Below are 26,324 nucleotides of genomic sequence, written 5' to 3' on the forward strand. Positions count from 1 at the left end.
GTGGACTTTTTATTTGAAAATATCTTATTTTAAATAAGTATCAGAATTTCTTGCCGGGCTTTTAACCTCTGGCCATTCTTGCTGTTTTCCGTCTCTACCATTAGGTAAAATACGACGCTCACGACTTACTAAATCTTTTTCTTGATCTGCCATCATCGTTAAAGTAGCACTCAAAATTGCATTCGTTTGTACTTCTTCAAAAACGATTTTATCATACGTATCTTTGTTTGTGTGCCAAGTATACGTACCGTAACCCCAATTTAATGAACTAAGTCCGAAAGCTGGCGCTCCTGCAGCGATAAAAGATGCATGATCCGATCCTCCACCACTTGGCATTCCAGGGAAATCTGTCTTGATTTCTTTCGTAATAAAATTAGGAACAGCTTGTAACCAGCGCGTCATGTATTCATATGATTTTTCAAAACCAGATCCATTGATGTTTACTACACGTCCTGTTCCATTATCTTGGTTAAATACAGCTTGAGTGTTTTTAATAATTTCTGGATGATCTTCTACAAAAGCACGAGAACCATTCAATCCTTGTTCTTCACTTCCCCATAAACAAATCAAAATTGTACGTTTGTTATTTGGGTATAATTTTTTGATTGTACGAATTGTTTCCATCATTGTGATAGTTCCAGTTCCGTTATCTGTTGCTCCTTGCGCTCCATCCCAAGAATCGAAGTGAGCAGAAAGAATAATGTACTCGTTTGGTTTTTCTTTTCCTTTAATTTCTCCAATAATATTGAATGTTTTCGCAACTCCATTGTGTTTAGATTGTGCATTAACAGTCAATTTTGGAGCAGTTCCATTTTCAGCTAAACGATATAACATTCCGTAATCTTCATTCGAAATATCTAACATTGGGATAGTTTTCGTTTTTGCACCAAAAATTCTATTTGCTCCCATAATTCCTGTCCAATAAGAAATTGCAACCGCTGCAGCTCCATTTTTCTCAAAAACTTCTGGAAGTGTATTGTTGTTGTAACCTGTCACTTTTATAGAATTTGCCCAAGCTTCGGCTTCAGCTTTTCTTGTTTCAGTAACTTTTTTATACAAATCCTCTAAACCAAAATCTTTGTATTGATAATCAGAACGTCCATATGATTGGTTTTGTGACATCAAAACAACTTTTCCTTTTACAGAAGGTAACCATGCGTCAAATTCAGCTTTTGTTTTGAAAACAGGCATTGCGATAGCATCTGCATTCACAGCTTTTTTAGTTGCTGGTGACCATGCTAATTGAGTAGCTTCGATAGATTTTGCTCTTGGATACGTCATATCAACATGCGTTATTCCGCGCTCCCATGCTTTCCATGTTCCATAATCTTCACGGCGGGCATCAATTCCCCAAGATTTCAACGTTTTAATTGCCCATTCTCCTGCTTGATCCATTTGTGGAGTTCCTACTAAACGAGGTCCGATTCCGTCTAATAATTCGTGCGAAATTTTCTTCAACTGCGAATTATTTTGAATTTCGGTTACAAAACTTTGTACAGTTGGGTCTAATTTTTCTTGTGCTTGCGCATGTACCGCAATAGACGATAATACAATTGTAGAGTAGGTTAATGTGTTAATCAATTTCATAATTAAAGTAATTTCGTGTGATAAATTTTACAAATTAGGTCTAAAATAGAATATTTTGTGAAATAAAAAAAGACATCTGTAGATGTCTTTTGTGTAATTATGTTTTTTTGAAAATATAGTATTGTTTTTTAACTATCTTTCATTTTAATGAATCGATTATTTTGTAGCACAAATATTTTGTCAGGGTTATAGGCATGATTCTTTTTCGATTCTTCATTTAATGGAAAAACCGTAATTGCTAAAACTGGAAAATCATTGAAACTAAATATCTGTAAATTAATGTTTTTATATAAATATTCGTCCTGAGAAAAATTTGCATCAAGTAAATTGTAATAATTAATCAATTCGACATCGCTCATAATACTTTCGGTTAAATTTTCTGGATGATAACCAACAAATAATAAACCTCCCTGACCATGCAGCATTGCATAAATATTTTTTTCAATTTCTTTCGGACAATTCTTTTCTAAAAACTGAACATAATTAAAATATTGATAATGAAAAAGATGATCGTAAAGACAATCTAGAATAAATTCGTTGTTCGAAATATTATTTATAAAAAATTGTCTTGTTGGGTTATTCCACAAAAAAGGTGTGTCTAAAATTTTGAAATAGTCATCTTTAATAGCAAAATTTGAGAATAGATTTTTATTTAATTTTATTGCATTTATTTGTTCTTCAAAACCTAAATTTTTCAGTAACTTATATTCGTTTATTAAATTGTTAAGTTGTTCAGAATAATTAATTTGTTTAGAATTTTTTAAAGAATAAATTTCATATTCGTTATCTTTTTTTAAAGAATCGAAATCTTCATTTAACACAAAAGACAAACTAATTCCGTAAGGAAAAATGGTTTCATTTGGAGTGATAAAAATAGCTTCTTGATTAACTAGTTTTAAGCGTTTGTAATTATTTTCGTTAGGAAAATTGATTTCAGTATTTATTCGATCAATTGCTTTTGGTTGAATAAAGTTACTTTCAATTTGTAGCAAACCTTCATTTGAAATAATTTCGATGTAATTTTTAAGAAAATTAAAAGCATCCAACCTATTTTTTAACCCGTTATCCGAATTAAATTCAGTTGTTTGAAATTCTTTTGAGCTTGTGCAAAAACGTGTTTTTACAACATAAGTTATTGTAGATAAAATGTTTTTGTGCATAGTTGAATTTTAATCTTTTGTAAATGTAAAAGATTAGTTTTTAATAATTTTTACTAAAAAACACTTTTTTATAAAAATTATTAAGTGTTTTTGTTAAGAACTTTTTGATTCCGTTTTCGATAAAATAGTCACTTTTTTTAACATTGTTTTTGAGGAAATGATAAAATTATAAATTTGATTTAAACAAAAAATCCTCAACTCCGAAGAATTGAGGATTTACTAACCAACTAAAATTAACTATATCTATGAAATTTGTATGCTACGTTTTTCTTTTGGTAAAGCTTCTTCTTTCTTAGGTAGAACTAATTGCAAAATTCCGTTTACATAAGAAGCTTCTATTTTATCTTCGTTTATGGTTTCTGGCAATGTAAATGCTCTTCTGAAGCTTGAAAAATTAAATTCTTTTCTCGAAAATTTTTCTTCTTTTACTTCTTCATTTTGTTTAAATTCTGATGAAATTTTCAAAATATTTTCATCAATTTCAATAGAGAAATCTTCTTTGTTTAAACCTGGTGCAGCTAATAAAATCTCGAAACTATCTTCATTTTCTTTGATATTTACTGCAGGAAATTGATTTTGAGAATTTACAAAAGTTTCAAATTTTGGACGCATTGCATTTTCAAATCCAAAAGGAAAATAATTTGCTCTATTTTTTCTTGCTGTATTCATGTCTTGTATGTTTAAATTTTTGATTTCATTGTTCATGTTTTCACTTTATTCAAATTATGTGCAAATCGATATTTTAAGACAAAATGACTGGTTTTTACTATTTTCAAATGTCAAAATGACCGAAAATTTAAATTTTGAACATAAAAAAATCCTGAAAAGTCATTTTCAGGATTTGTAAATCTCGGTAAAGATTCTATTTATTTATAAATTTCGTCTAAAACTTTTGCTAAACGTAGACCGCCTTTTAGCATTTGATCTTCGATCGTTTTTTTGTTGTCAAAATGATAACGGTAACCTAATTTATCGTCCATTTTAACACCTGCGTAAATTCTGTTTGCAATAATATAAGAGCCGTAAATCCAATCAGCAAAAGTTCCTTCTTGCATTGTTTTTTGTTGTTCTTTCGTTGCAATATCCAGTAAATTAGAATATTCTGTGTACGAATAGTTTTCGTAATCAACCAATTTAGAATCCCAAACGGTATGAATATTTACTTTATCGCGAAACCATTCAACTTTGATTCTATTTCCACCCAAATCGTCTGGACGCCCAACATGTAAAGGTTGATGCGCATCTCCCAAAATGTGAATCAAGAAATATAAATCGTGTTGTTTTTGTTCGATTGTTAAATTCTTGTTGTTTTTTAATTCATTAATCAAAAACAAACCTTTTTTGTACATATTATCATCAGAAGTTCCATCTAGCGCAACATCAAATTGTGCACGATCCAAATCTCCAGGAATGTTAACATAGTGATAAGAATCTGCATGTTTCCAAGAATCATCAGACTTGATAAAATCTGGCCAGTTTGCCCAATAAGCTAACTTTTGTGGACCAATAATTTTTGTAATTTTTTTACGAGTTTTCTTGCTAATGTGTTGTTCTGCAATTTGAGAAACTACTCGGTGACCTGTTAATCCCCAAGCTAAAGCACTTTCTGATGCCAAAAATGCACCTAAAAGCATTGCACTTCCTATAATTTTTTTCATTGTGTGAGCTCGATTTTTGACAAAGGTAAGGAAAGTTAATTATTGATGAATTATGATTAATACTATTAAAATAATGTTTGATTATATATTAATGGGAATAATTCTAAATCAAAAGGATTATTAGTATTTGTACAAAATATAAGAGGTAAATCTTCGTAAGTAATCAAGCACCAACTTAAATCATCGGGGGAAAAAAAAAATTAGAGTTGAAATCTGAATTTCTTTGAAAATCAAGATATTCTGAAATTAAAACATTACTATTCCTTTGCTTATAATTTTCTTCCCAATAAAATTCCTCGATATTGTTGACATATAAATGTAAGGTTTGAGAATTTATAATTTTATTTAATCCTTTATCTATACAATCAATTGTTTGATTATCTAAAAACTCAATTGCCGGATTATCTTTAAAATCATTTAAAATATTTATATTTTTTTCAAGTTTAAGTTTTTGAGAAAGTTCATCAAGATTAATTTCTCTGTAAAGATTACTTTTTTGAGGATTAAGAAATAATCCAAATCCTCTTTCAATCTTTATTCTTTGGTTGATTTCTTCTATGGTCGAGTTATTTGATGGATATTTTTCGAAAGGAAAATCATCTATAATTCCAATTTTCCAATGAATCATATAATATTGTTTAAATAAATCTGGAATAATATCAGTTAACGTTTCTATATTTTCGTTGCTTTTATAATCTTTTATCCAAGAGAATTGATCCATAATTAGCTTTAATTATTCTCTAAATTTAGTAAAAATCATCTTTAAAAGTTCTTTTTTTTGGAGATTTAGAAATTTTCTAAAAAAAACTTTAAAAAAATATTAATTCAACAAATCTTGATAAACAGACCGATTGTTGTCTTTTTTATTTATAATACTAAAAATAATTCAGTACTTTGTTTTGCATAATACTAAAACTTTTATATATATTTGTATAACAAAATAAAACAAGCCGTTCTTATGAATATAGAGAAAACAAAAGTTCAGATGCGAAAAGGTGTACTGGAATATTGTATTCTCAGCATTATCAAAAAAGGAGATGCGTATGCATCTGATATCATAGACGAATTGAAAAAAGCAGAGATGATTGTTGTTGAAGGAACATTATATCCGCTTTTGACAAGACTTAAAAATGATGACCTTTTACAGTATCGCTGGGAAGAATCAACGTCAGGACCACCTCGCAAATATTATGCACTTACAGAGTTAGGTGAAAATTTTTTAAAAGAATTAGCTGAAACTTGGGAACAGTTAATTGAAGCCGTGAATAAAGTAACCACAGAAACGCACAAAAATGGATAAAACAGTATCAATAAGTATAGGAGGATTTTCTTTCGTGTTAGACGAAATCGCCTATAATAAATTAAAGACCTATTTACAAGATGTAAAAACTTCTTTGAGAGGTACGGAAGGTGTAGAAGATATTATTGAAGATGTAGAAATCCGTATTTCTGAATTATTTCGTGAACGATTAAAATTTAGAGAAGTTGTAAATGAAGATGATATCAATTTTGTAATTGCTACGATGGGACATCCAGATCAATACAAAGTTGAAGAAGATGAAGAGAACGAAAGAACGTCTACAAATTCATCATACAATTATTCGTCAAATAATCAATCGTATGGAGGACAACAAACAAGTGCGAAACGTTTGTACCGCGATCCAGATGATACAATTGTAACAGGATTATCTGCTGGTTTGGCGCATTATATGGGCGTTGATCCTTGGTTTGTACGTTCTATTTGGTTAGTTCTTGGAATTTTAGGAATTTTCACAGCAGGTGTATCATTTTTCTTAGTGGTGTTCTGTTATTTTATCTTGTTAATTTTTGTTCCGAAAGCAAAAACAACATCAGAAAAGTTGCAGATGTACGGGCAACCAGCGAATATTGATACGTTAAAAAAAAACGTAGAACAAGCTAGTGAAGCTGTTGTAAGTGGGAGCAAAGAATTAAGTAATAAACTAGGTGGAGCCTTTGGCGTTTTTGGTCGAATTCTACTTTGGTTCATCGGATTTATCATTCTAAGTACAGGAATTGGATTAATCATTGGAGGATTCTTTTTCTTCTTTACAACTTGGACAGAAATGCCTACTGAATTATTCGGTTATCTTGTAGAAGAAGAATGGATGAGTATGGCAGCCAAAATATTTGGAGGAATACTAATGGTAATTCCAGGTGTTTTGTTGACAATTTTAGGTGTAAAATGTTTCTGGAATAGAGTAAAAGTTAGTAAAGCTGTAATATTTGGAGCAATTGCTCTTTGGTTTGTTGCTTTATTTGCAATCATCGGAATTTCGGTAAGTACAGCAAGTAAATTTAGAAACTCAGTTGAAATGACTCAAGAAAAAAGTTATGTTATTCCTTCTGATACGTTACAAGTTTATTTTAGAGAAAATAATGAAGGCAATTTAAAGTTCAAAACTTTTAACGATTTAGATCAATTAATTGATGCTAATGGAAACTTAATTATACCAATTGATGATATTTTTGAGATCGAAGAAAGTACAGACGATAAACTTCATGTTCAAGTAACTTATTCTTCTAAAGGAGGAAGTAAAGAAGAAGCAAAACGTAATTTAGAAGCAATTAGATATAATTACGAATTAAATAGAAATAAACTTTATTTAGATGAGTTTATTAAAATTCCTAAAGATGGTAAATTTAGAAATCAAACGGTTGATATCAAATTGTATGTTCCTAAGAATAAATTAATTCACACGAATAACACTGATCGAATGACAATTATTAATAATGATAATGATCGAGATTATTTATATGATTTGAAGAATAAATTTATTGGGTATAATGGAAAAAAATTCGTATGTTTGAATTGTCAAAAAGATTCAGATTCTGAGGACGATATTAATCTTGATTCAGAGGATGTAAACATAAATTTGAATGACGGAAACGATTCGGCGAGAGTTAGAATTGATAAAAATGGTATTCGTGTCGAAAGTAAAGACGGTTCAGTAGGACTAAATTTACCAAGAACTGAAAACAAAAAAGAAAAATCAAACCAAGAAATACACTATAAAGATGATACAGATTCTATTAACATTAACTACAGAAATCATTCAAATAATCGTTGATTTCTTTGCATAGACTTAGGAAGTATTTTAATTAATAATATTCAAAAAGAGACATTTCATTTCGGAATGTCTCTTTTTATTTTTGGTTACATTGACTAATATCCGTTTCGAGTTTTGTATGTTTGCAAATGCATAAAGCATCATTTTATGAAAAAAATTTTAGGCAAACTTTTGTACTCATTAGGAGGTTGGAAATTAGATAATCATCTCGATCTATCGAAAGTAGATAAATGCGTTTTGGTTTGCGCTCCGCACACTTCCAATTGGGATTTTTACTATACTATTTTGGCTTTTTGGCAAATGGGAATTCCAATGAAAATGTTTATCAAAGATGCTTGGACAAAACCTTGGTATGGATATTTTATAAAGAAAATGGGCGGAATCGGAATTGATCGTTCTCAACGACATAATATGGTCGATTTTGCTTCAGATATTTTGAAAGAATCAGATAAATTATATTTAATTAATACACCAGAAGGAACGCGTTCTCGTGCAGAAAAGTGGAAAAATGGATTTTTCTATATCGCGCAAAAAGCAGATGTTCCGATTGTTTTGGCTTATTGTGATTTCAAGAAAAAAAGAGCTGGAATTTCAAAAATTGTAGAAACAGAAAACAGAACTTTAGAAGATGTGATGGATGAAATTCAAGATTTTTACAAAAAAGTTAGGGCAAAACATCCAGCACTTTATAACCCAAAAATACATTAAATTATGAACGAACAAGATATTTTACAGAAGTTCAATGAAATTTCGAAAAATACATTACTTGAAACTTTAGATATAGAATTTACGGCAGTTGGAGAAGATTTTTTATCAGGAAAAATGCCTGTTACGCCTAAAGTTCATCAACCATTTGGGTTATTGCATGGAGGCGCTTCTATCGTTTTGGCGGAAACGTTGGGAAGTACATTGTCAAATATTATTTTACATTCGGATGATTTTGTGGCGGTTGGTCAACATGTTGACGCAAATCATCTTCGTCCAAAAAAGGAAGGAACAATTTTTGGGCATGCAACAGTCGTAAAACAAGGTCGTACTTCGCATTTGATTAAGATTGAAATCAAAGATGAAAACGATAAATTAATCTGTTATACACATTTAACAAACGCTATTATTTCTAAAAAACATGTTTAAAAAATTTCAAGATAAACTTGAAAGATTAATTCAGAATCAAGAACCTTTTCTTCTTTTTAGAAAACCAAATTCTACACAAGTGGAGTTGTGGGAAAATAAAGATTTTGAATCGGATAACAAGTTTATTTGTAATAGTTTCGATAATACAAAATTGGTTGAATTTAATGATAATGAGGTTATAGATATTGGAATAAATGAATTACCAAATTTTGAACTTTCTTTACCAGAATCAAACAAAAATGAAGCAATTTCGTATGAAAATTATATTGATTTAATTCAAAAAACAGTTGAAGAATTACAAAGTGATTCACCAACTAAAAAAATTGTAATTAGTCGAATCAATTCACTTCCAGAAACGAATATTAATTTAGTTGAAACTTTTAAAAATTTACATCAACATTATCCAAATGCCTATGTGTATTTGCGATTTGATACAGAAGAAGGTTGTTGGATTGGAGCTTCGCCAGAGCTTTTATTGAAAGAAAATAATCAATTTATACAAACTGTTTCTTTAGCTGGAACAAAAGCAAAAGAAGATGAATGGACAGAGAAAGAATATCACGAACAACAAGTAGTAACTGATTATATTTCGTCAACTTTAGAACCTTATACTTCTTACATTGATGTGGACGGACCATTTTCGGTAAATGCAGGATTTTTTGAACATTTGAAATCATTTATTTCAGCTCAATTAAAAGACAAATCTCAGCTGTATGACTTGTTGAAAGCTTTGCATCCAACGCCTGCTGTAGGAGGAATGCCAAAGGATCTGTCAAAAGATTTTATTCTCGAAAACGAAGGCTATAATCGTACTTTTTATGCAGGTTTTATGGGCTTTCAAAATAAAACAGAATCGGAGTATTTTGTTAATCTTAGATGTGCAAAAATCTATTCTAATAAAGTAAATTTGTATGTAGGAGGAGGTATTATGCCCGATTCTATTCCTGAAAATGAATGGCGAGAAACAGAACTGAAATCAAAAACAATAGGTGAATTGTTGGTGAAAACAGAGAATTAAATCAACTTAGGACGTTTAGATTTTGGTAAAGTTAAGATGACTAAATTATAAGAATCTTTTATCCATTCTTTGATTTGAATGTTTTTCACGTCTTGATGAATTTTAACAGTATTCCAATGTTTTTTGTTCATGTGATAACCAGGAATTACAGCTTCGAAAGTTGCGCGTAATTCGATTGCATTATCTGGATCACATTTGATATTTACAGAATCAAAATCGTCAATATTACAAAGGCAAAACATTTTTCCAGCGATATAAAAGACCAAAGTAGATTGATCAAAAGGAAATTTTTCTTCGACCAATGGAAGTCCTAAACTAAACTCTCTTAACTCTTCTATATGCATAAAAATATTTTTAGTGAAGATACAAATAAAACGAAAACGACCTTAATTACAAGGTCGTTTTCTATTAAATGTGGAATGTATGCAATTAATTTACATCCCACCAAACACGCGTATTGATGTTATCTGGTCCCATTTGTTGAAGTGCGTTCTGATAGCCTTCTGGGTTATAATTTCTAACACTTGTTGGATAAAGCATACGACGAGGCATTTTTTTATCATTCAACATGGTAGAAGTTGTCGGTAATTTTGGAAAACCAGTTCTTTTATATTCAAACCATTGTTGGTAATCTGTAAAGAATAAAGCAAAATATTTTTGATCGATGATACGTTCTAACGTATTGTTGTATTTAATTTTTTCTTGTGCCATAAATTCAGCAGTAGGCTCGATATTCGTCCATAATTGTACAGCAGCTTTTACAGCTTTATCATAATGAGTTTTTGCATCACCACCTAAACCTTTTTGAGCCATTTCAGCTTTTATAAACTCAACTTCAGCATAAGTCATTAATGGAATTTTCATCGGAGCGATAACAATTGCATTGTTAGGAGATGACGGATTGAATTTGTAATCAGAACTATTTCCTTCGTAAGCTGCAGGAACTCCTTTGTAACCTAATGAAGAACCATCCAAATTAGAAGCTTTATTGACTAAAATTGGTAAACGAGGATCATTAGTTTCATTCATTTTATCAATAAAAAATGTTGTGAATGTTCGGCTATCTCTATAATCTTGTGCTCTTGGCCAAGGAGATAAACTTGGTGCTAAACCAGAAATTTGTAAAATAGCAGATTCTGATTCACTTTCGAAAATAGGATAAGTTGTCGGATTATCAATTATTTTTTTAAGTTCTGTTAAGGCAGATGCATCACGATTCGAAATTCTTAATAATAATCTCATTTTAAGAGAATTTGTGAATTTTTTCCAACGTGTTATATTGATGTTTTTTTCACTACTTGGGAATAAAATATCGGTACCATATTTTAGACCTAAATTAGTTACATATAATTGATTTGCTTTCTCTAAATCATTTAATAATTGCTTATAAATATCTTGTTGTGTATCAAATTTTGGTTTTGTAATTCCTTCTTCTGCTTTGGCTGCTTGAGAAAAAGGAACATCGCCAAACATATCAGTCAAATTTGAAATAACTAAAGAACGAAGCGTTAATGCAATTGCTTGATAATTGACATCTCCAGCTTTTTGCGAAACTTTTAGCATTTCCTCCAAATTAACAAGATTTGTGTAGGCATTATTCCAAGTAGAATTTCCCGTTCCTGTTGTTACATCATAACGATGAAGTCCCATAGCATTACTTGGATAAGGAATATGAACTTGCATCAATTGAGCGGTAATATCGTAGTTTTTTAAAACATTATTTTCAGCCAAATCATAAAGAACAGGGTTTAAAACTGAACCAGAATTAATTTCTGTGATTAAGTTTGGATCTTCATTCGCTTTCTCAAAATCGTTTGTACAAGAGAAAACAGTTGAAATTATAGTGAAGGCAAAAAATAGTTGAATTGAAATCTTTTTCATTTTAATAAATTGAATGTTGTAAATTATAATGAAGCTTTTAAGGTTACTCCATACGTTGCTGTTGATGGCATTTGTCCCATTTCAACTCCAGGTACATAAGTGTTTCCATTTAATGATGCTGTTTCTGGATCGTATAAAGGAAAATCACTAATCGTGAATAAATCGCGTCCGTAAACTGTTAATGACAACGCTTGTAAACCTGTCTTTGATAATAATCTTTTAGGAAAATCAAATGTTAAACTCACATCTCTTAATTTTAAATATGAAGCTTCGAATGAATTAGATTCTACATTAGCACGACGATTATATTCAGCATAATAAGTTGCCACATCAGCTTTTGTTGTATTTGGAGAATAAGTTCCGTCAGCATTCAATACAACACCATTTCCAATGATGTAACCATCTTCTCGACCAGGTAAAGAATCTGCCAATTTTCCTTGCTCCATCATTTTGTGATAAGTTTGTGAATAGACAATTCCACCATATTGTCCGTCTAATGTAAAACTGAAACGCAATGTTTTGAATTTGATTTCATTTGTGAAACCTGCTCTCCATTTAGGTGTTGCGTCTCCAACATATTCTATTAATCCATTTTTAAGTGGAACACCTGTTTTTGCATCATAAATGATTTGTCCCGCATCGTTTCTTACAAATTTTTCACCATATAGAGCTGTAGAAGAACCGCCAACTTTAGCAATTTGATAAACTGTTCCAGATTGACCAAGAATCATTTGATCACCTTCTATTCCTTCTACTAAAGATTTTACTTTGTTTTCATTTTTAGACCAAGTTCCAATCATTTTCCATTCAAAATCTTTACTTTTAATTGGAGAATACGTAGCTGCTATTTCAATTCCTCGGTTTTCAATTTCTCCTCCATTTACCACTCTTCTTGAATAGCCAGTTGTGATATCATTTGGTAATTCGAAGATTTGATTTTTTGTACTTTGTTGATAAACTGTAAAATCTAAGCTTAATCTTTTCTTGAATAATAAAGCCTCGAAACCAGTTTCCCATGATGTTGTAGATTCAGGTTTAATATCAGGATTAAATAATCTTCCAGGTACTACTGCAGATGCTGTAAAATCGCTTTGATCGTAATATCTATTTGTCCAACCTGTTGTACCTCCGTTACCAACTTTTGCAAATGATAAACGGTATTTTAAGTAATTAATAGGTCCTTTTATTTTGAATAAATCTGACAGAATAAAACTTGAAGAGACTGAAGGATAAAAGAATGAGCTATATTTTACTGCAACAGAAGAATTCCAGTCGTTACGACCTGTAAAATCAACGAAAATTATGTCTTTCCAACCAAATGAAGCCATTCCATATAATGAATTTTCTTTTAAATTAGAATCATACGTTCTTGCAAAAGGAGAAGTTAATCCATTCGAAAGTTTATAAACTCCAGGCGAAGCTAAACCATTTACCCAAGCCGTTAAATTTCTGTATTCATAATTTTTTCTATTACCTCCAACATTTGCATTGAAACCAAAATCTCCCCATTTATCAGTATAAGTTAATAAGAAATCGATATTTGTTTCAGTTTTAGATATGTCTTGTCTTTTGTAATATCCATTCGGCGTACGATTCATATCAAATGGACGTTTTTGTTCGCGCAATTGAGTATAGGTATTAATTGCAGGACGTAACATTAAGCTTAATTTATTGCTTAATTTAAAATCTGCTCTAATATTTCCAACAATTTGATTACTACTCATTGGATTAACAGCTTCGTAAGCAATAGCATAAGGATTGTCCATGTATGAACTAAATGGGCGAATCATTTTTACTCCATTGAAATCCTTTTTCCAAATTGGTTTGTACCAATTTAAATCTACGTTTGGATTTTGGAAGATCATAAAATAAGCAATAGATCCGTTATTGTAACCAGTTCCTGGTAAATTATCACTTGTTTTGCGAGTATAGTTTAAGGCAGTCGAAACTTTGATGCGATCACTTACTTGATAGTTTCCATTAATAGCAGCAGTATAATTTTCGTAGCCTGTATTTGGCATAATCCAGCTATTTTTCTGATGTCCAATAGAAGCTCTCATACTTCCTTTGTCATTTCCACCAGAAAGTGTAACTGCATTACTGAAAGTGAAACCAGTTTGCCAAAACCCTTTTCTATTATCTTTATACGCACGCCATAAAGTTCTTTCAGCCCCTTGTTTTTCTAAAGTTGGATCATATTGAAAAAATGATTGTCCGTCAAATTTTGGTCCGAATGCAGAAGAAGTACTTCCTGTATTTGGTCCATCTGCTGAGGTTTGATATGAGTAATAAGGATTGCCGTTTTTATCGAAACTTTTTCCAGTTCCTTGACCATATTCATATTGAAAATCTGGCCAATTGTTAATAACGTCAATAGCTACAGTTGATTTATATTCTAAACCTAATTGTTTACCTTTTTTACCTGATTTTGTTGTTATAATTAAAGCTCCATTTGCAGCTTTGTTTCCATAAAGAGCCGCTGCAGAAGGACCTTTTAAAACGGTTACACTTTCGATATCTGCTTGATTGATGTCAGAAATACCGTTACCAAAATCGATAGGTGAATCATCGCCCATGTAAGCAGTATTGTTTCCAGAAGAAGTCATTTCTGTACTCATTGGAACACCATCGATGACAATTAAAGCGTAATTTTTTGATTGGTCGATTGAATTTGCTCCGCGCAAAATAATTTGCTGAGAATTGATTGGTCCATTTCCTCCAGAAATAATATTAAGACCAGCTACTTTTCCTTTCAATCCCGAAGACCAGTTATTCGCTTCTGCTGTTGCAAGTTCTTCCGAACCTATATTTTGTTGAGCAAATCCTAATTTTTTCTGCTCTCGCTTTATCCCCAAAGCAGTTACAATTACCTCATTCAGTTGGTTAGATTCTTCTTGTAAAGTAATTTTTACTTGAGAAATATCTTTCGGTGTGTATTCAATAAATTTGTGTTGAGATGAATTTACCAATAATGTAGGATGAGCAACATTTACTGAAACAAATTCGAAAAAACCATCTCCGTCTGTAAATGTTTTAAAAGATGTTCCCTTGATGATGATTTCTACATCTGCAATTCCTAATCCGTTTTGATCAACGATTTGACCTTTGATTGGATTTTGATCTTGAGAAATCGATTGATGATAATCTGTTCCGGTGTAAGTTTTAGCATTGGCGTGTAAACTTAAAAATCCACCTAGTAGAAGTAGTGGTAATTTTAATTGTTTCATAGCTGTAAATGTGAAATGTTTATGTGTTAAAAATTTTAACAAAACTAGAACTTCTTTTTATGAAGTTGTTTAACTCATGGTTAAGAGATTTTTAAGTAAACATTACTAAAATAGAGGTCTTGATATTAGTTTTACATTTGAATAAAGGTTTATTGATTTTTATTTAACATGAATAAATTGTAAAATATTTTATTTAAAAAAGCCACTTCAAAAGAAGTGGCTTATCAAGATGTGTATAAAACGGTTATTTAATAACTTCGAAAGAAGATTTTTCTGTAAAAGTGTTTCCGTACAAATCGGTTGCGCGAACTTCAATTGGATAAGTTCCAACTTTTAGTTTATTCGGTAAACGAACTGACCAAATATGTTTCGAAATTTCTGGAGCAGAAGGTCTGTTACCAATATTTGTAATTTCTGCATTATCAATTTTCATGATGGTTTCCATATAATTGTAATCAACTGTTGGATCCCAATTCATCTCTTTCCATTCACCATTATTTACACGATATTCAACTTTATTTGATTCATGTCCCATAAAGAAATTAGCATATAAAAAAGCACGATTGCGTTTACCTTCTTTTACTTTTTTTGTGTGGTACAGGTCGATTTGTTTTTCTTTTGGTGAATTTGCAACTTTATAATCAAATTTATATTGATTACCATCTACATGTAAAAAAGCATAACCTTTTGGTGTACCATCACGCATCGTAGAGGCCGGAACTCCTTTTGCATCTTTCGGTCCCGAATACCAATCACCAGAAGTTGTTCCAACATTGTACTCGTGATGAGGTTTTTGTTGTTGCCAACCATCTTGATTTGCATAAAAAATCTGTTCTTGGAAATGTGTATGAGCAGACATTGAAATTGTATTTGGGTAATCTTTTAACAATTCGAATAATTGATTTCTATCTTCTGGACGTGTGTCACGCAACGGAATATGAAATGCTAAAACAATTAAATGATCTTTTGGAACAAATTTTAAATCATTTTTAATGAATTCTAATTGATCAGGACGGAAACCTCCCCAATATCCTTTTCCATCACGAGGATCTGGATATAAAATATCATCTAAAACAATAAAATGTGCTTTACCGATATTATATGAATAATTATTTGGACCGAAATTTTTCTCGAACGTTTCATCCGAATATTGATCTTCTTTTGCATCATAATTCATATCGTGATTTCCCATAACATTGTACCAAGGTAAACCAACTTTCGAAACAGCTTTTATATAAGATGGATGCAAATTCAAATCATCACCAACCAAATCTCCTAAAGAAAGTCCGAATTCCATTCCTTTAATTCCTTTAACATCATCAATTACACCTTTAGAGAAATACTCGATTTCTTCTTCTGTATAAGCTTGAGGATCACCAAAAATTAAAGCCGAAAATTTTTCGTTTTCTTTTGTAGGAATTAAAGCAAAATCAATACTCTTTGGAGTATTTCCAGTCGGAGCAGAACCTGCATATTCTAATTTTGGAGAGCCATTAGGTTTGTTGATGTAGTAGAATTGTGGCTGATTGAATTCGTTTGTAGGAATTTTGTAATTTGTTGGTTTAATGACAAACAAAATAGTTTCGTTATCAATCTCGATTTGATATTCTCCTTTATCATTTGTCGAAACAACTTGTTTTCCGTTACTAATTTGCACGTTTGCCAAACGTTTTTCTGATTTATCGAATTTATTGTTTTGATTTTTATCTTCAAAAACAATTCCTTTAGCAAGTTGTTGAGCGTTGACAGAAGTATAAAAACTTCCAAATAATACTAGCGATAATACGATTTTTTTCATTGTGTGAATTTCTTGTTTTGTAGATGTTAAAATTCTATATTTTATGCGGTATTCGGATTAACACAACAATAAGTAAAGATTAAATTTAAGTAAATAAGAATAATATATTTTCAAATTTAATAATGGATGAATAATTGTCTTTGATTATTAAATATTCTAAATTTGCAACCGATTGCATTATGTTATGGAAGAGAAATTAAGCATGAGTTCACGACAAATTTTCATGCAAATTATAGGTTATGTAAGTTTTTCATTTATAGGTTATTTACTTATAGGTTTACCGTTGGCTATTTTACCTATTTTTATTACAAAAACATTAGGTTTTACTGAGCTTGTAGCGGGTATTGTAATTAGTTTGCAATATGTGATAACTTTTATATTGAGAGGTTATGCGGGAAAAATCGTAGATACAAAAGGTCCTAAACCAGCCGTTTTATTGAGTATGAGTTTGTTTATTTTAGCAGGAGTTTTATTATACTTTTGTTACTTCACAAGAAACAATCATTTTTTGTCAATAGCTATTCTTGTACTTGCGAGATTGGTTACTGGTGCAGCAGAAGGAATGGTAGGTGGAAGTCCAATAAACTGGGCAATTTTAAAAATTGGACAACAACATACAGCGAAAGCAATTTCTTATAATGGTGTTGCTAGTTATGGTGCATTGGCAATTGGAGCACCATTGGGAGTTATCTTAAATCAATATTTTGGACTTGGTTTTATTGGTTTGTTTAGTATTGTTTGTGCGATTATAGGTTATTTTTTAGCTAGAAATAAAGAGAATATATTAACTGCAGTTTCAAAAGTTCCGCAACCATTTATAAGTGTATTGAAAACAGTGGCTCCTTTTGGAATTTGTTTAGCACTTGCAGGTCTTGGATTTGGAGGAATTTCTAATTTTATAACACTTTACTACGACTTTTATAGTTGGTCGAATGCAGCTTTATGTTTAAGTGTTTTCAGTTTATTGTTTATTGTAGGACGATTATTTTTTAATAGTTCAATTAATACATTAGGAGGATTAAAAGTTGGAATTATTTGCATGATAGTCGAAACGATAGGTTTATTAATTCTTTTTAGTGCGCCAAATTCTTTTATCGCTCTTATTGGTGCAGGTATTACAGGAATTGGTTTTTCATTGGTTTTTCCTGCGATGGGAGTAGAGGCTGTTGCTTTGGTTTCAGATAATAGTAAAGGAGCTGCTTTAGCTGCGTATGGCTTGTTTATTGATATCTCATTGGGAATTACAGGTCCTCTAATTGGTGGTGTTATCAGTTTGTTTGGAATGTCAAACTTATTTGGTTTTTGTAGTTTGTTTGTGTTTATAGGATTATTGTATAGTTATTATTTACAAACAAAAAAAAATCGTTCAGAATTTAATAATTCCGAACGATAATATGAAAACATCTAATTTTAGATTCTTTTACGTAGTAAATTTTACCTGTTCTAACATAATTTTTTAGCACTTGTTCTAACTCTTTTTCTAGTTTAGAATCAGGTCTAATTTTATGATTAAACCTAACATAAGAAATATCAAAAGCAGCACCAAAATTATGTGAACTATCATTAGAAGAAGCATTTTTATTAATTCCTCTCAAACGATTTTGATCATGTAGCGTTCGTGTCATTGATGTAACAACGAAAAAATTTTGACCTGTTGTTTTTACAAAATCTCTTGCAATACTTGTCAAAATATCTCGACCTTTTGGAATAAGATACGAATGACTATGCGTTAAATCACCAACTCGCCAACCATAACCACGTTGTTTTATTTTAACCAATTTACCTTGATTGATATATTTGTTCAACTTTTTATCACCATCAATTAGCTCAAGTTTATGAGATTTTGCGGCATTCAAATGCTGAACATATTCTTTAGAAGGTTCTATAATAACTCGAGATTGAGCGTAACCGAATAAAGAAGAGCAAATAAAAAAAGTTGTTAAAAATTGTTTCATGATTCAATTCTCTTCTGCAAAAATAGAAAAGAACTTTTATATATTACATTGTTGTTGATTTAAATTGATCGGGATTACGAACCGTTACATGAAAACAGTGTTGTCTATATTCTTTGATATAGTAAATTTTACCGTCTTCTTGCAATTGTTTTAAAATCGCTTCTAAATTATCACGATGAGTTTTGCTATACGTATATTTATTATTGAATTTTGTATACGACAAATCAAAAGAAGCACCATAGTTATGAGAACTTTCGCCTTTTGCTGCATTGCTATTTACTCGTCTTAAACTTGCTTGACTTTCTTCAGAACGGGTAAGCGAAGTTACAGTAATTGTAGCATTGTTTTCGTCCAGAAATTTTGAAGCAATTCGTTCCAACACAGTTTTTGCTCTGTTATTTAAAAAAGCTTTACTGTGTGTTAATTTCTCAATTGTGTACCCATTTCCTTCTTCAGGAATTGCAACTAATTTTTTTGTAGCAACTAAACCTTCAATATCATCAAAACTCTTCACGATTGGAATGTTGAATGATTCTGCTGCCATTAAATGATCGTCATAAGTTACTTTTTTTGTAGAGATAGAAGTGGATGAAGAGGCAGAATTTTCTGCTAAAATGTAACTTTCTTGACTTTGAGCTGAAATAAATATTCCGCTAAAAAGACAAGAAAGGGCAATTAATTTTTTCATGTTTTAAATTATTACGCGACAAAATTAGAAGTTACAATTTAATAAAGACTTGTTAAAAATTATAATATTTAGGTAAACTTTTTTTAAAATTTTCTTAAATCTGTTCTCAAAATAGCATTGCTAGATAGATTGATAGAAATTTAAATTTCATCACATTTGAAACATAAAATATTCTTAAATATAAATTCTAATAGATTAAATCCTACTAAATTCGCTATTTTTGTAATTATTATTCATTTTTATTTTTAGACCTATTTATAAAATGGCAAAAGTTAAAGTTGGAATGGTACAAATGACTTGTACTAATAACAAACAAGAAAATTTAAACAAAGCAATAGAGCAAGTAAAAGTAGCAGCTGCAAAAGGCGCTCAAATTGTGTGTTTGCAAGAATTGTTTACCTCATTATATTTCTGTGACGTAGAAGATTACGATAATTTCGACTTAGCAGAAGCAATTCCTGGACCATCAACAGATGCGTTATCAGTTGTAGCTAAAGAATTGGGAGTGGTAATTATCGCTTCATTATTCGAAAAACGTGCGCAAGGTTTATATCACAATACAACCGCTATTTTAGATGCTGATGGACAATATTTAGGAAAATATCGCAAAATGCATATCCCAGATGATCCTGCGTTTTATGAAAAATTCTATTTTACTCCAGGTGATTTAGGTTACAAAGTTTTTGATACTAAATTTGGAAAAATTGGAGTGTTAATTTGTTGGGATCAGTGGTATCCAGAAGCTTCTCGTATAACAGCATTGATGGGAGCAGAAATTTTATTTTATCCTACTGCGATTGGTTGGGATACGACGCAAGACGAAGAAACAAATCAAGATCAATACAATGCTTGGCAAACAATTCAGCGTTCACATGCGGTTGCGAATGGAGTTCCGGTTATTTCTGTAAATCGTGTTGGTTTTGAGCAAGATGGAGCAATGAAGTTCTGGGGAGGCTCTTTTGCGACAAATGCGCAGGGAAAATTGTTGTACTTAGCAACGCATGATAAAGAGGAAACAGAAGTGGTTGAATTGGATTTGAACGAATCTGATTTCTTCCGTAAACACTGGCCTTTCTTAAGAGATCGCCGCATCGATTCTTATCAACCAATTACAAAACGTTTTATAGACGAGGATTAATGAAGAAATTATTTTCACTTATAGCATTGATAGGAAGTTTTGCATTTGGTCAAATAAAACCAATTCAGATTGATCCGATTAATAACAATTTATTTGTTTATCAAACATTCAATTCGTTTAATGGTGTTGAGTATAATGCAAATGGAATGTATTTGGTAACGAATAAAGGAATCGTTTTGTTTGATGTTCCTTGGCAGAAATCGCAATATCAAGAATTAAATGATATGTTACAAGAAAAGTATAATTTGCCAGTTATCGCTGTGTTTGCAACACATTCGCATGATGATAGAGCAGGAGATTTAAGTTTTTATAATGATTTGAATATTCCTACTTATGCAACTTCTTTAACCAATTCTAAATTAAAAAAAGAAGGAAAAGCGACATCAAAATTTGAGATTGAATTAGGAAAAACATACAAATTTGGTAATGAAAAATTTGTTGTTGAATATTTTGGTGAAGGACATACTTCTGATAATGTTGTGGTTTGGTTTCCAAAATATAAAGTGCTGAATGGAGGTTGTTTGATAAAAGGTGCTGACGCTGTAAATTTAGGTTACACAGGTGAAGCAAATGTTACTGAATGGCCAAAAACAGTACAGAAACTAGTTACAAAACATCCAAAAATTAAACAAGTTATTCCAGGTCATGATAATTGGAAAGTTACTGGACATATCGAAAATACGTTTAAACTTTTAGAAAAGAAATAAAATTGAACACTATAGATACATCAAAATTCCCAAAAGATTTAGGATATAGATTTCCTGCCGAATGGGAAGAACACGAAGCAACATGGTTGTCTTGGCCGCACAAAGAAGAATCTTGGCCAGATCGTATTCAGTTAATTTATCCAGCTTATGCTGAATTTATTGCTGAATTATCGAAAGGTGAAAAGGTTCGTATTAATGTGAAAGATGAAGAAATGAAAGTGTTTGCGTTGTCTTTTATCGAAAAAACGGATGCAGATTTGTCACAAGTTGAGTTTTATTTTAATGAAACAAATGATGCATGGTGTCGCGATCATGGTCCTGCATTTTTATTGAATAAAAACAATCCTGATAACCCAAAAGTTATTGTTGATTGGGGATTCAATGCGTGGGGAGGAAAATATCCACCTTTTGAAAATGACGATGTTGTGCCAACAAGAATTGGTGCAGAATTTAATCTTCCTGTTTTTCATCCTGGAATTATTATGGAAGGAGGTTCGGTCGAATTTAATGGAAAAGATACGTTGATGACATCAAAATCTTGTTTACTGAATGAAAATCGTAATCCAGATTATTCGCAAGAACAAATCGAAGAATTTTTAAGAAATTATTACGGAGTTTCGCAAATTCTATGGGTAGAAGACGGAATTGTTGGTGATGATACGGATGGACACATTGATGATACAATTCGTTTTGTAAATGAAGATACAGTTTTGACGGTTGTTGAAACAGATGAATCGGATGATAACTACGAATTGTTGCAAGTGAATCTTCGCCAATTGCAAGAAATGAAATTACGAGATGGACGTCCATTAAACATTATTGAATTGCCAATGCCGGATGCGGTTTATTGCGAAGGTGAGCGTTTACCTGCTTCTTATGCGAATTTTTATATTGCGAATAAATCTGTCATTGTACCAACTTATCGTTGTGCAAAAGATGCAATTGCTTTGGATATTATTCAGAAATGTTTCCCCGATCGTAAAGTTGTAGGAATAGATTCTACAGATATTATTTGGGGACTAGGATCTTTCCATTGTTTGAGTCAACAAGAACCTAAGATTTAGTTTTTAAAATACAAAAATACCCCTCTTCAAAATTTCTTGTTGAGGGGTATTGATTTAGAATGAAAACTAAAAACTTATTTTTTAATATATTTCTCTAAGCCGATATTTAGTATGATCAGTTCTTTAACAGCTAATTTCGAAACTTCTTCGGCTCCAAGTTTTGATAGATGAGTATCATTGTTTTTGCCTTTTGGATAATAATCAATTTCATTTGGTTGATAATGTAAATGCAATTTTTTAGAGTTTCCTGGACCATATTTTATTTCCAATTTCTCTGTCAAATATTGCATATCAACAAACGGAACATCCAAATCTTTTGCAACACTTCTCACAATCAAAGGATATAAACCGTGAGTGTCAACCAAAACGCCTTTTTCATTAAAATTTCGACGAACAATAGAAGTCATTAAAATCGGAATAGCACCTTTTGCTCGTGCTTCTGTAACATATTGTTCCAAATTTGCGCGATATTGAGTGACAGGATTTGTGTAACGAACAGAATCTTCAATTTTTTGATCGTTATGTCCAAATTGAATGATTACATAATCACCTTTTTTCAATTGATTCTGAACTTTTTTCCATCTTCCTTCTGTTCTAAAACTTTTGGAACTTCTTCCATTTGTTGCATGATTCTGAATTTCTAAATCAGAATTCATTAACTCAGGCAAAAGTTGTCCCCAGCCATGTTCGGGATTTTTAGTTGGATTTTCTTTATTCGCCATTGTCGAATCTCCAACAAGAAATAGGGTTCTTTTTTGTGCGAATATTATGCTAAAAAACAAGCATAAAATCGTTGATAAAATTATTTTTTTCATGTTAATTCTGCTTTGGATTCCATCCGTTAAAAATATTCTCGATGGTATATTTTTGTATTTCTTTTTCGGTTAATTGATGCGACCAAATTGCTCTTTTTTGAGGATTATTTCCTAAACCTTTATTTTTATATTCTGCATAATAAGCTTTTTTTTCTTTATCTGGAAACATTGCATCACCTTTCCATTCGTTCCAACCAATAGGAAGAATATGTTTTCCCATTTCGGTATGTATAAAAACTGTTTTGGCAAAAGGACGCCAAGGTCTTCCCAAATAAACTTTTGTCAAATTGTCTTCTGCAATAAGACTACAATTGAAAAAAACATAACCAAATTCTTGCTCTTGATGTGTTGCCGCAGCTGTAATATAAGAATTAGCCAAACTTTTTATGGTACAATGCTCAAAAACGGCAATTGCTTCACCAAAAATAAAATCTGTCGTTCCTTCGATATAACAATTTTGATAATATTGACGACTTCTATTTGTAGCTGTGTACAATGTATCTTGACATCCTAATAACCGAATATTTTTTGCCACAAATTTATCGCCTTCCACATGCAGAGCAACAGCTTGACCTTGGTTACAACTTTCGTTTTGTATCGTGAGATTTTCTAATTGTATATCATCTGCTTCAACCAAAAAAGTGTAGGAAGTATAGGTTGTCATTTTTTGATTGGTTAAACCATCTATTTTTCCTGAAAAATCATTATTAGTAATAATAGTTTTCTCTGAATCTTCACCTTTTATCTTTATTTTATGTTTCCAAGAAGGAATTCTAATTTTTTCGAGATAAACGCCATTTTTAACAAGAATCAAAGCTTGATCTGGTCCTAAATCTCTCAACGAATTAATCGCTTCTTGAATAGATGTAAAATCTGCTTGTTGATCTTTTGCAACAGTAATTGTTTTGTATTGAGCATTTACATTAGTATAGATGAAATGTAAACAAACTATAAAAATGAATTGAATGATTTTCATTTGTTAAATCGTTTCGTTAAAAAATCAATAATGTAGTCTTTCGTTTCATCAAACCAAGGATTCATCAACCAAAAAGAATGAGGCGAATTCTTAATTTCGTATGCTTCATTTAGAATATGATAATCGCTTAATTTTTTCATCATATCATCTCTACCAGCTCGAAATCTCGGTTGCGAACTATTGATAAATAGAGTAGGAGGCGTTTTAGAAGTAACATATTCTAAAGGCGAAGCTTCTTTCCAAAGTTCAAAATTATCTTGTTTCGTATAACCGAAAAAATAACTGGCATAAGTACCTTCTTCAGCTTCGGGATGAATAAAAGAAACAATTCCATCAATATTGATAATTGCAGCAATTTTCTTTGATTTTACGCCGTAAAGTGTTGCCAATTGAGCACCTGCAGAAGCGCCAAGAATAACGATTTTCGATTGATCGAGTTTGTGTTTTTTACGATTCTTTCTCAAATAATTAACCGCATCATCCATATCTTCTAAAGGAGCTGGATATTTTGCAGCATCACTTAATCTATAATTTATCGCCATCGTTACAAAACCAGCTGAAGCCAACGTTTGAGCCATTGGTTTTTGATTTTCTTTGCTACCCGAAATCCAACCTCCACCATGTACAAGAACAATTGCTATAGAGGATTTAGTTTGATTTTTTGGTTGATAAATATCTGCTTTTAATTGATGTTTTTCTTGATAAATTATATCTTCAAACGCATTAATGTTTTCGAAGTTTTTAGAAGAAATCGGCGTAATAAAAGGGTAATTTTTCTTTAATTTTTTGTAAGTCGTTTCGATTGTATAAGGCGAAGCCTTCGGTCTCTCAACTTGACCGAAGGCTATCACCAAATGCATCATAAAAACAAACAAAATCTTTTTAATTGATAACTGCATTCTTTTTGACTTCTTTAGAACTTGTTACATTCTTCTTATCAAATGCTTTTGGTAACTTGATTTTATCAGATTCATTACCAATAATCTTAATTTCTGGAGTTGTAGCTGACTTGAATTCAGTAGTGCTTAAATCAACATTTTTACTGTTAAAAATTGTGACCGCTTTTCCCTCTTTGTAATTGAATTTTATATTTTTCAGTTGAATTCCATCAGCGTCAATAATACTTAAAGCTTTTTTCGTGTCGAAAGTTGAATTTTCAACCACAATATTTTTAATATTCATTTCTGCAAGTCCCATGATAAACAACGCTTCGTGAGAACTTACAACATTAATATTTTTGAAAAATATATTTCGAATTGTTGGAGTTTCCTCTGTTACAGGAACTTTTTTATCATTTCTTTTTTCGTCATCTGCATTTTGATCATCTTCTACAATCGGAGAATTTCCTTCGTAAAACATGTTAAAACCAATTGCTTGCGCAGGAATATTAATCATATCAATATTAGAGATGTAAATATTTTCGATTAATCCACCACGACCACGAGTCGTTTTGAATCTTAAACCAATATCTGTTCCGATAAAAGTTGCACCAGAAACATGAACATTACGAACACCACCAGACATTTCGCTACCAATCACAAATCCGCCGTGCGCATGATAAACTGTGTTATTTTTGATAATTACATTTTCAGTAGGAATTCCACGATCGCGACCATCTTTATCTTTTCCAGATTTGATACAAATCGCATCATCACCAACATCAAACGTATTGTTGTAAATCAACACATTTTTACAAGATTCTAAATCCAATCCATCTCCATTTTGCGAATACCAAGGATTTCTAACATTCAAATTTCGAATGATAATATTCGAACTCATTAACGGATGAATGTTCCATGCTGGTGAATTTTGAAACGTTGGACCATCTAAAAGTACACGATCCGAATTAACAATACTAACCATTACTGGACGTAAAAAATCTCTTACTTTAATTAGATCTTCTTTGCTAATTTTATCAGGAACATTAAAATTAGAACTGCTGATATAACCTAATTTAGAACCTTCGCTTGGAAACCACGTTTTTTTATCATCTGATAAAACTCCGCCAGACGCAACTAGATTTTTCCATTGAGAATCTGTCATTTTACCCTTCTTTACAAAACGCCACGCATCACCATTTCCATCGATTGTTCCATTTCCTGTAATCGCAATATTCTGCGCATTTTTTGCAGAAATAGGAGAAGCAGTACGCGTTGTATTTAATCCTTCGAAGCTTGTTTCAACTAAAGGATAATCGTTGAAATCTTTACTAAAAATCAATAAAGCACCATCTTCTAAATGTAAATTGATATTACTTTTAATTTCGATAGGACCACTCAACCAAATTCCACGTGGAATAACAACTTTTCCTCCACCTTTTGCACTTGTTTCTGAAATAGCTTTGTTGATTGCTTCTGTATTTTTGAAAATTCCGTCCGATTTTGCACCATATTGAGCAATTGAAACAACTGGATATCCCCCTGAATTTT

Annotated in this window: 24 protein-coding genes; 9 read left to right on the forward strand and 15 right to left on the reverse strand. The window is 31.3% G+C overall.

The annotated features are described in order from the left end of the window. Nucleotides 1-24: 24 nt before the first annotated feature. From B4L98_RS10110 to B4L98_RS10130, 5 genes are all read right to left on the reverse strand, one after another. Nucleotides 25-1,587 carry a M20/M25/M40 family metallo-hydrolase gene (locus B4L98_RS10110; RefSeq protein ID WP_125350368.1) on the reverse strand — a complete coding sequence of 521 codons (1,563 nt, stop codon included), beginning with the start codon at nt 1,585-1,587 and terminating at the stop codon, nt 25-27. A gap of 128 nt (nt 1,588-1,715) precedes the next feature. Further along, a complete protein-coding gene (locus tag B4L98_RS10115; protein WP_219034300.1) occupies nt 1,716-2,747 on the reverse strand; it encodes a hypothetical protein in 1,032 nt (343 codons plus the stop codon). Nucleotides 2,748-2,990: 243 nt separating this feature from the next. Continuing rightward, nucleotides 2,991-3,416: an Hsp20/alpha crystallin family protein gene (locus tag B4L98_RS10120; protein ID WP_257468096.1), complete on the reverse strand. Its 426-nt coding sequence runs from the start codon at nt 3,414-3,416 to the stop codon at nt 2,991-2,993. A gap of 197 nt (nt 3,417-3,613) precedes the next feature. Further along, complete coding sequence (locus B4L98_RS10125; protein WP_291078176.1) at nt 3,614-4,405, reverse strand: S1/P1 nuclease; 792 nt, start codon at nt 4,403-4,405, stop codon at nt 3,614-3,616. Between the two features lie 175 nt (nt 4,406-4,580). Next, nucleotides 4,581-5,126 carry a hypothetical protein gene (locus B4L98_RS10130; protein ID WP_291078178.1) on the reverse strand — a complete coding sequence of 182 codons (546 nt, stop codon included), beginning with the start codon at nt 5,124-5,126 and terminating at the stop codon, nt 4,581-4,583. A gap of 237 nt (nt 5,127-5,363) precedes the next feature. Here B4L98_RS10130 and B4L98_RS10135 point away from each other — a divergent pair, with 237 nt between their 5' ends. From B4L98_RS10135 to B4L98_RS10155, 5 genes are all read left to right on the forward strand, one after another. Beyond that, nucleotides 5,364-5,705 (forward strand): PadR family transcriptional regulator, encoded by a 342-nt coding sequence (locus B4L98_RS10135; RefSeq protein ID WP_038332243.1) that lies wholly within the window; start codon nt 5,364-5,366, stop codon nt 5,703-5,705. Further along, nucleotides 5,698-7,494 carry a PspC domain-containing protein gene (locus B4L98_RS10140; RefSeq protein WP_291078180.1) on the forward strand — a complete coding sequence of 599 codons (1,797 nt, stop codon included), beginning with the start codon at nt 5,698-5,700 and terminating at the stop codon, nt 7,492-7,494. The genes B4L98_RS10135 and B4L98_RS10140 overlap by 8 nt, the downstream gene beginning before the upstream one ends. A 147-nt stretch (nt 7,495-7,641) precedes the next feature. Further along, complete coding sequence (locus B4L98_RS10145) at nt 7,642-8,202, forward strand: 1-acyl-sn-glycerol-3-phosphate acyltransferase (RefSeq protein ID WP_286495621.1); 561 nt, start codon at nt 7,642-7,644, stop codon at nt 8,200-8,202. Between the two features lie 3 nt (nt 8,203-8,205). After that, on the forward strand, nt 8,206-8,628 hold the full coding sequence (locus tag B4L98_RS10150) for a PaaI family thioesterase (RefSeq protein ID WP_219034304.1): 423 nt from the start codon (nt 8,206-8,208) through the stop codon (nt 8,626-8,628). Further along, nucleotides 8,621-9,646 carry an isochorismate synthase gene (locus tag B4L98_RS10155; RefSeq protein WP_286495620.1) on the forward strand — a complete coding sequence of 342 codons (1,026 nt, stop codon included), beginning with the start codon at nt 8,621-8,623 and terminating at the stop codon, nt 9,644-9,646. The genes B4L98_RS10150 and B4L98_RS10155 overlap by 8 nt, the downstream gene beginning before the upstream one ends. On the opposite strand, the gene B4L98_RS10160 is transcribed toward B4L98_RS10155, so the two are convergent. The 4 genes from B4L98_RS10160 to B4L98_RS10175 form a co-directional block, all read right to left on the reverse strand. Continuing rightward, on the reverse strand, nt 9,643-9,990 hold the full coding sequence (locus B4L98_RS10160; protein WP_286495619.1) for an MmcQ/YjbR family DNA-binding protein: 348 nt from the start codon (nt 9,988-9,990) through the stop codon (nt 9,643-9,645). The genes B4L98_RS10155 and B4L98_RS10160 overlap by 4 nt on opposite strands. 85 nt (nt 9,991-10,075) lie before the next feature. After that, nucleotides 10,076-11,527 carry a SusD/RagB family nutrient-binding outer membrane lipoprotein gene (locus B4L98_RS10165; protein ID WP_286495618.1) on the reverse strand — a complete coding sequence of 484 codons (1,452 nt, stop codon included), beginning with the start codon at nt 11,525-11,527 and terminating at the stop codon, nt 10,076-10,078. A 23-nt stretch (nt 11,528-11,550) separates the two neighbouring features. Continuing rightward, nucleotides 11,551-14,754 carry a SusC/RagA family TonB-linked outer membrane protein gene (locus B4L98_RS10170; protein ID WP_291078182.1) on the reverse strand — a complete coding sequence of 1,068 codons (3,204 nt, stop codon included), beginning with the start codon at nt 14,752-14,754 and terminating at the stop codon, nt 11,551-11,553. A gap of 244 nt (nt 14,755-14,998) precedes the next feature. Then, complete coding sequence (locus B4L98_RS10175) at nt 14,999-16,552, reverse strand: calcineurin-like phosphoesterase C-terminal domain-containing protein (protein WP_286495616.1); 1,554 nt, start codon at nt 16,550-16,552, stop codon at nt 14,999-15,001. A gap of 202 nt (nt 16,553-16,754) precedes the next feature. Between B4L98_RS10175 and B4L98_RS10180 the strand changes: the two genes are divergently transcribed. Beyond that, nucleotides 16,755-17,945: an MFS transporter gene (locus tag B4L98_RS10180; protein ID WP_291052708.1), complete on the forward strand. Its 1,191-nt coding sequence runs from the start codon at nt 16,755-16,757 to the stop codon at nt 17,943-17,945. Here B4L98_RS10180 and B4L98_RS10185 read toward each other — a convergent pair. Together B4L98_RS10185 and B4L98_RS10190 are read right to left on the reverse strand one after the other, a co-directional pair. Then, complete coding sequence (locus tag B4L98_RS10185; protein ID WP_219034309.1) at nt 17,926-18,507, reverse strand: DUF5715 family protein; 582 nt, start codon at nt 18,505-18,507, stop codon at nt 17,926-17,928. The genes B4L98_RS10180 and B4L98_RS10185 overlap by 20 nt on opposite strands. A gap of 43 nt (nt 18,508-18,550) precedes the next feature. Continuing rightward, a complete protein-coding gene (locus B4L98_RS10190; protein WP_114999918.1) occupies nt 18,551-19,195 on the reverse strand; it encodes a DUF5715 family protein in 645 nt (214 codons plus the stop codon). Nucleotides 19,196-19,457: 262 nt separating this feature from the next. On the opposite strand from B4L98_RS10190, the gene B4L98_RS10195 reads away from it, so the two are divergent. From B4L98_RS10195 to B4L98_RS10205, 3 genes are read left to right on the forward strand one after another with little or no spacing between them, the layout of a single operon-like run. Next, on the forward strand, nt 19,458-20,333 hold the full coding sequence (locus B4L98_RS10195) for a carbon-nitrogen hydrolase (RefSeq protein WP_114999920.1): 876 nt from the start codon (nt 19,458-19,460) through the stop codon (nt 20,331-20,333). Beyond that, on the forward strand, nt 20,333-21,040 hold the full coding sequence (locus B4L98_RS10200; protein ID WP_114999921.1) for a subclass B1 metallo-beta-lactamase EBR-4: 708 nt from the start codon (nt 20,333-20,335) through the stop codon (nt 21,038-21,040). The genes B4L98_RS10195 and B4L98_RS10200 overlap by 1 nt, the downstream gene beginning before the upstream one ends. Before the next feature lie 2 nt (nt 21,041-21,042). After that, on the forward strand, nt 21,043-22,104 hold the full coding sequence (locus tag B4L98_RS10205; protein ID WP_219034310.1) for an agmatine deiminase family protein: 1,062 nt from the start codon (nt 21,043-21,045) through the stop codon (nt 22,102-22,104). 74 nt (nt 22,105-22,178) lie between these two features. Here B4L98_RS10205 and B4L98_RS10210 read toward each other — a convergent pair whose 3' ends face one another. The 4 genes from B4L98_RS10210 to B4L98_RS10225 form a co-directional block, all read right to left on the reverse strand. Further along, on the reverse strand, nt 22,179-22,919 hold the full coding sequence (locus B4L98_RS10210) for a rhamnogalacturonan acetylesterase (RefSeq protein ID WP_291078184.1): 741 nt from the start codon (nt 22,917-22,919) through the stop codon (nt 22,179-22,181). A gap of 1 nt (nt 22,920) precedes the next feature. Further along, the gene (locus B4L98_RS10215; RefSeq protein ID WP_286495611.1) at nt 22,921-23,895 is read right to left on the reverse strand and encodes a pectinesterase family protein; all 975 of its coding nucleotides are present in this window, start codon (nt 23,893-23,895) and stop codon (nt 22,921-22,923) included. Then, nucleotides 23,892-24,794: an alpha/beta hydrolase gene (locus tag B4L98_RS10220; protein ID WP_219034313.1), complete on the reverse strand. Its 903-nt coding sequence runs from the start codon at nt 24,792-24,794 to the stop codon at nt 23,892-23,894. Before B4L98_RS10220 ends, B4L98_RS10215 begins: the two co-directional genes overlap by 4 nt. Further along, on the reverse strand, nt 24,778-26,324 hold a 1,547-nt coding region (locus tag B4L98_RS10225), incomplete at its 5' end, for a glycoside hydrolase family 28 protein (RefSeq protein WP_291078186.1). The genes B4L98_RS10220 and B4L98_RS10225, both read right to left, overlap by 17 nt.

This window comes from Empedobacter sp. UBA5528 (assembly GCF_002426075.1).
Lineage (GTDB): Bacteria > Bacteroidota > Bacteroidia > Flavobacteriales > Weeksellaceae > Empedobacter > Empedobacter falsenii_B.

Excerpts from the sequence above, each read along its gene's own strand:
- B4L98_RS10110 (WP_125350368.1), bottom strand. The coding sequence starts at position 1,587 with ATGAAATTGATTAACACATTAACCTACTCTACAATTGTATTATCGTCT.
- B4L98_RS10115 (WP_219034300.1), bottom strand. The coding sequence starts at position 2,747 with ATGCACAAAAACATTTTATCTACAATAACTTATGTTGTAAAAACACGT.
- B4L98_RS10120 (WP_257468096.1), bottom strand. The coding sequence starts at position 3,416 with ATGAATACAGCAAGAAAAAATAGAGCAAATTATTTTCCTTTTGGATTT.
- B4L98_RS10125 (WP_291078176.1), bottom strand. The coding sequence starts at position 4,405 with ATGAAAAAAATTATAGGAAGTGCAATGCTTTTAGGTGCATTTTTGGCA.
- B4L98_RS10130 (WP_291078178.1), bottom strand. The coding sequence starts at position 5,126 with ATGGATCAATTCTCTTGGATAAAAGATTATAAAAGCAACGAAAATATA.
- B4L98_RS10135 (WP_038332243.1), top strand. The coding sequence starts at position 5,364 with ATGAATATAGAGAAAACAAAAGTTCAGATGCGAAAAGGTGTACTGGAA.
- B4L98_RS10140 (WP_291078180.1), top strand. The coding sequence starts at position 5,698 with ATGGATAAAACAGTATCAATAAGTATAGGAGGATTTTCTTTCGTGTTA.
- B4L98_RS10145 (WP_286495621.1), top strand. The coding sequence starts at position 7,642 with ATGAAAAAAATTTTAGGCAAACTTTTGTACTCATTAGGAGGTTGGAAA.
- B4L98_RS10150 (WP_219034304.1), top strand. The coding sequence starts at position 8,206 with ATGAACGAACAAGATATTTTACAGAAGTTCAATGAAATTTCGAAAAAT.
- B4L98_RS10155 (WP_286495620.1), top strand. The coding sequence starts at position 8,621 with ATGTTTAAAAAATTTCAAGATAAACTTGAAAGATTAATTCAGAATCAA.
- B4L98_RS10160 (WP_286495619.1), bottom strand. The coding sequence starts at position 9,990 with ATGCATATAGAAGAGTTAAGAGAGTTTAGTTTAGGACTTCCATTGGTC.
- B4L98_RS10165 (WP_286495618.1), bottom strand. The coding sequence starts at position 11,527 with ATGAAAAAGATTTCAATTCAACTATTTTTTGCCTTCACTATAATTTCA.
- B4L98_RS10170 (WP_291078182.1), bottom strand. The coding sequence starts at position 14,754 with ATGAAACAATTAAAATTACCACTACTTCTACTAGGTGGATTTTTAAGT.
- B4L98_RS10175 (WP_286495616.1), bottom strand. The coding sequence starts at position 16,552 with ATGAAAAAAATCGTATTATCGCTAGTATTATTTGGAAGTTTTTATACT.
- B4L98_RS10180 (WP_291052708.1), top strand. The coding sequence starts at position 16,755 with ATGAGTTCACGACAAATTTTCATGCAAATTATAGGTTATGTAAGTTTT.
- B4L98_RS10185 (WP_219034309.1), bottom strand. The coding sequence starts at position 18,507 with ATGAAACAATTTTTAACAACTTTTTTTATTTGCTCTTCTTTATTCGGT.
- B4L98_RS10190 (WP_114999918.1), bottom strand. The coding sequence starts at position 19,195 with ATGAAAAAATTAATTGCCCTTTCTTGTCTTTTTAGCGGAATATTTATT.
- B4L98_RS10195 (WP_114999920.1), top strand. The coding sequence starts at position 19,458 with ATGGCAAAAGTTAAAGTTGGAATGGTACAAATGACTTGTACTAATAAC.
- B4L98_RS10200 (WP_114999921.1), top strand. The coding sequence starts at position 20,333 with ATGAAGAAATTATTTTCACTTATAGCATTGATAGGAAGTTTTGCATTT.
- B4L98_RS10210 (WP_291078184.1), bottom strand. The coding sequence starts at position 22,919 with ATGAAAAAAATAATTTTATCAACGATTTTATGCTTGTTTTTTAGCATA.
- B4L98_RS10215 (WP_286495611.1), bottom strand. The coding sequence starts at position 23,895 with ATGAAAATCATTCAATTCATTTTTATAGTTTGTTTACATTTCATCTAT.
- B4L98_RS10220 (WP_219034313.1), bottom strand. The coding sequence starts at position 24,794 with ATGCAGTTATCAATTAAAAAGATTTTGTTTGTTTTTATGATGCATTTG.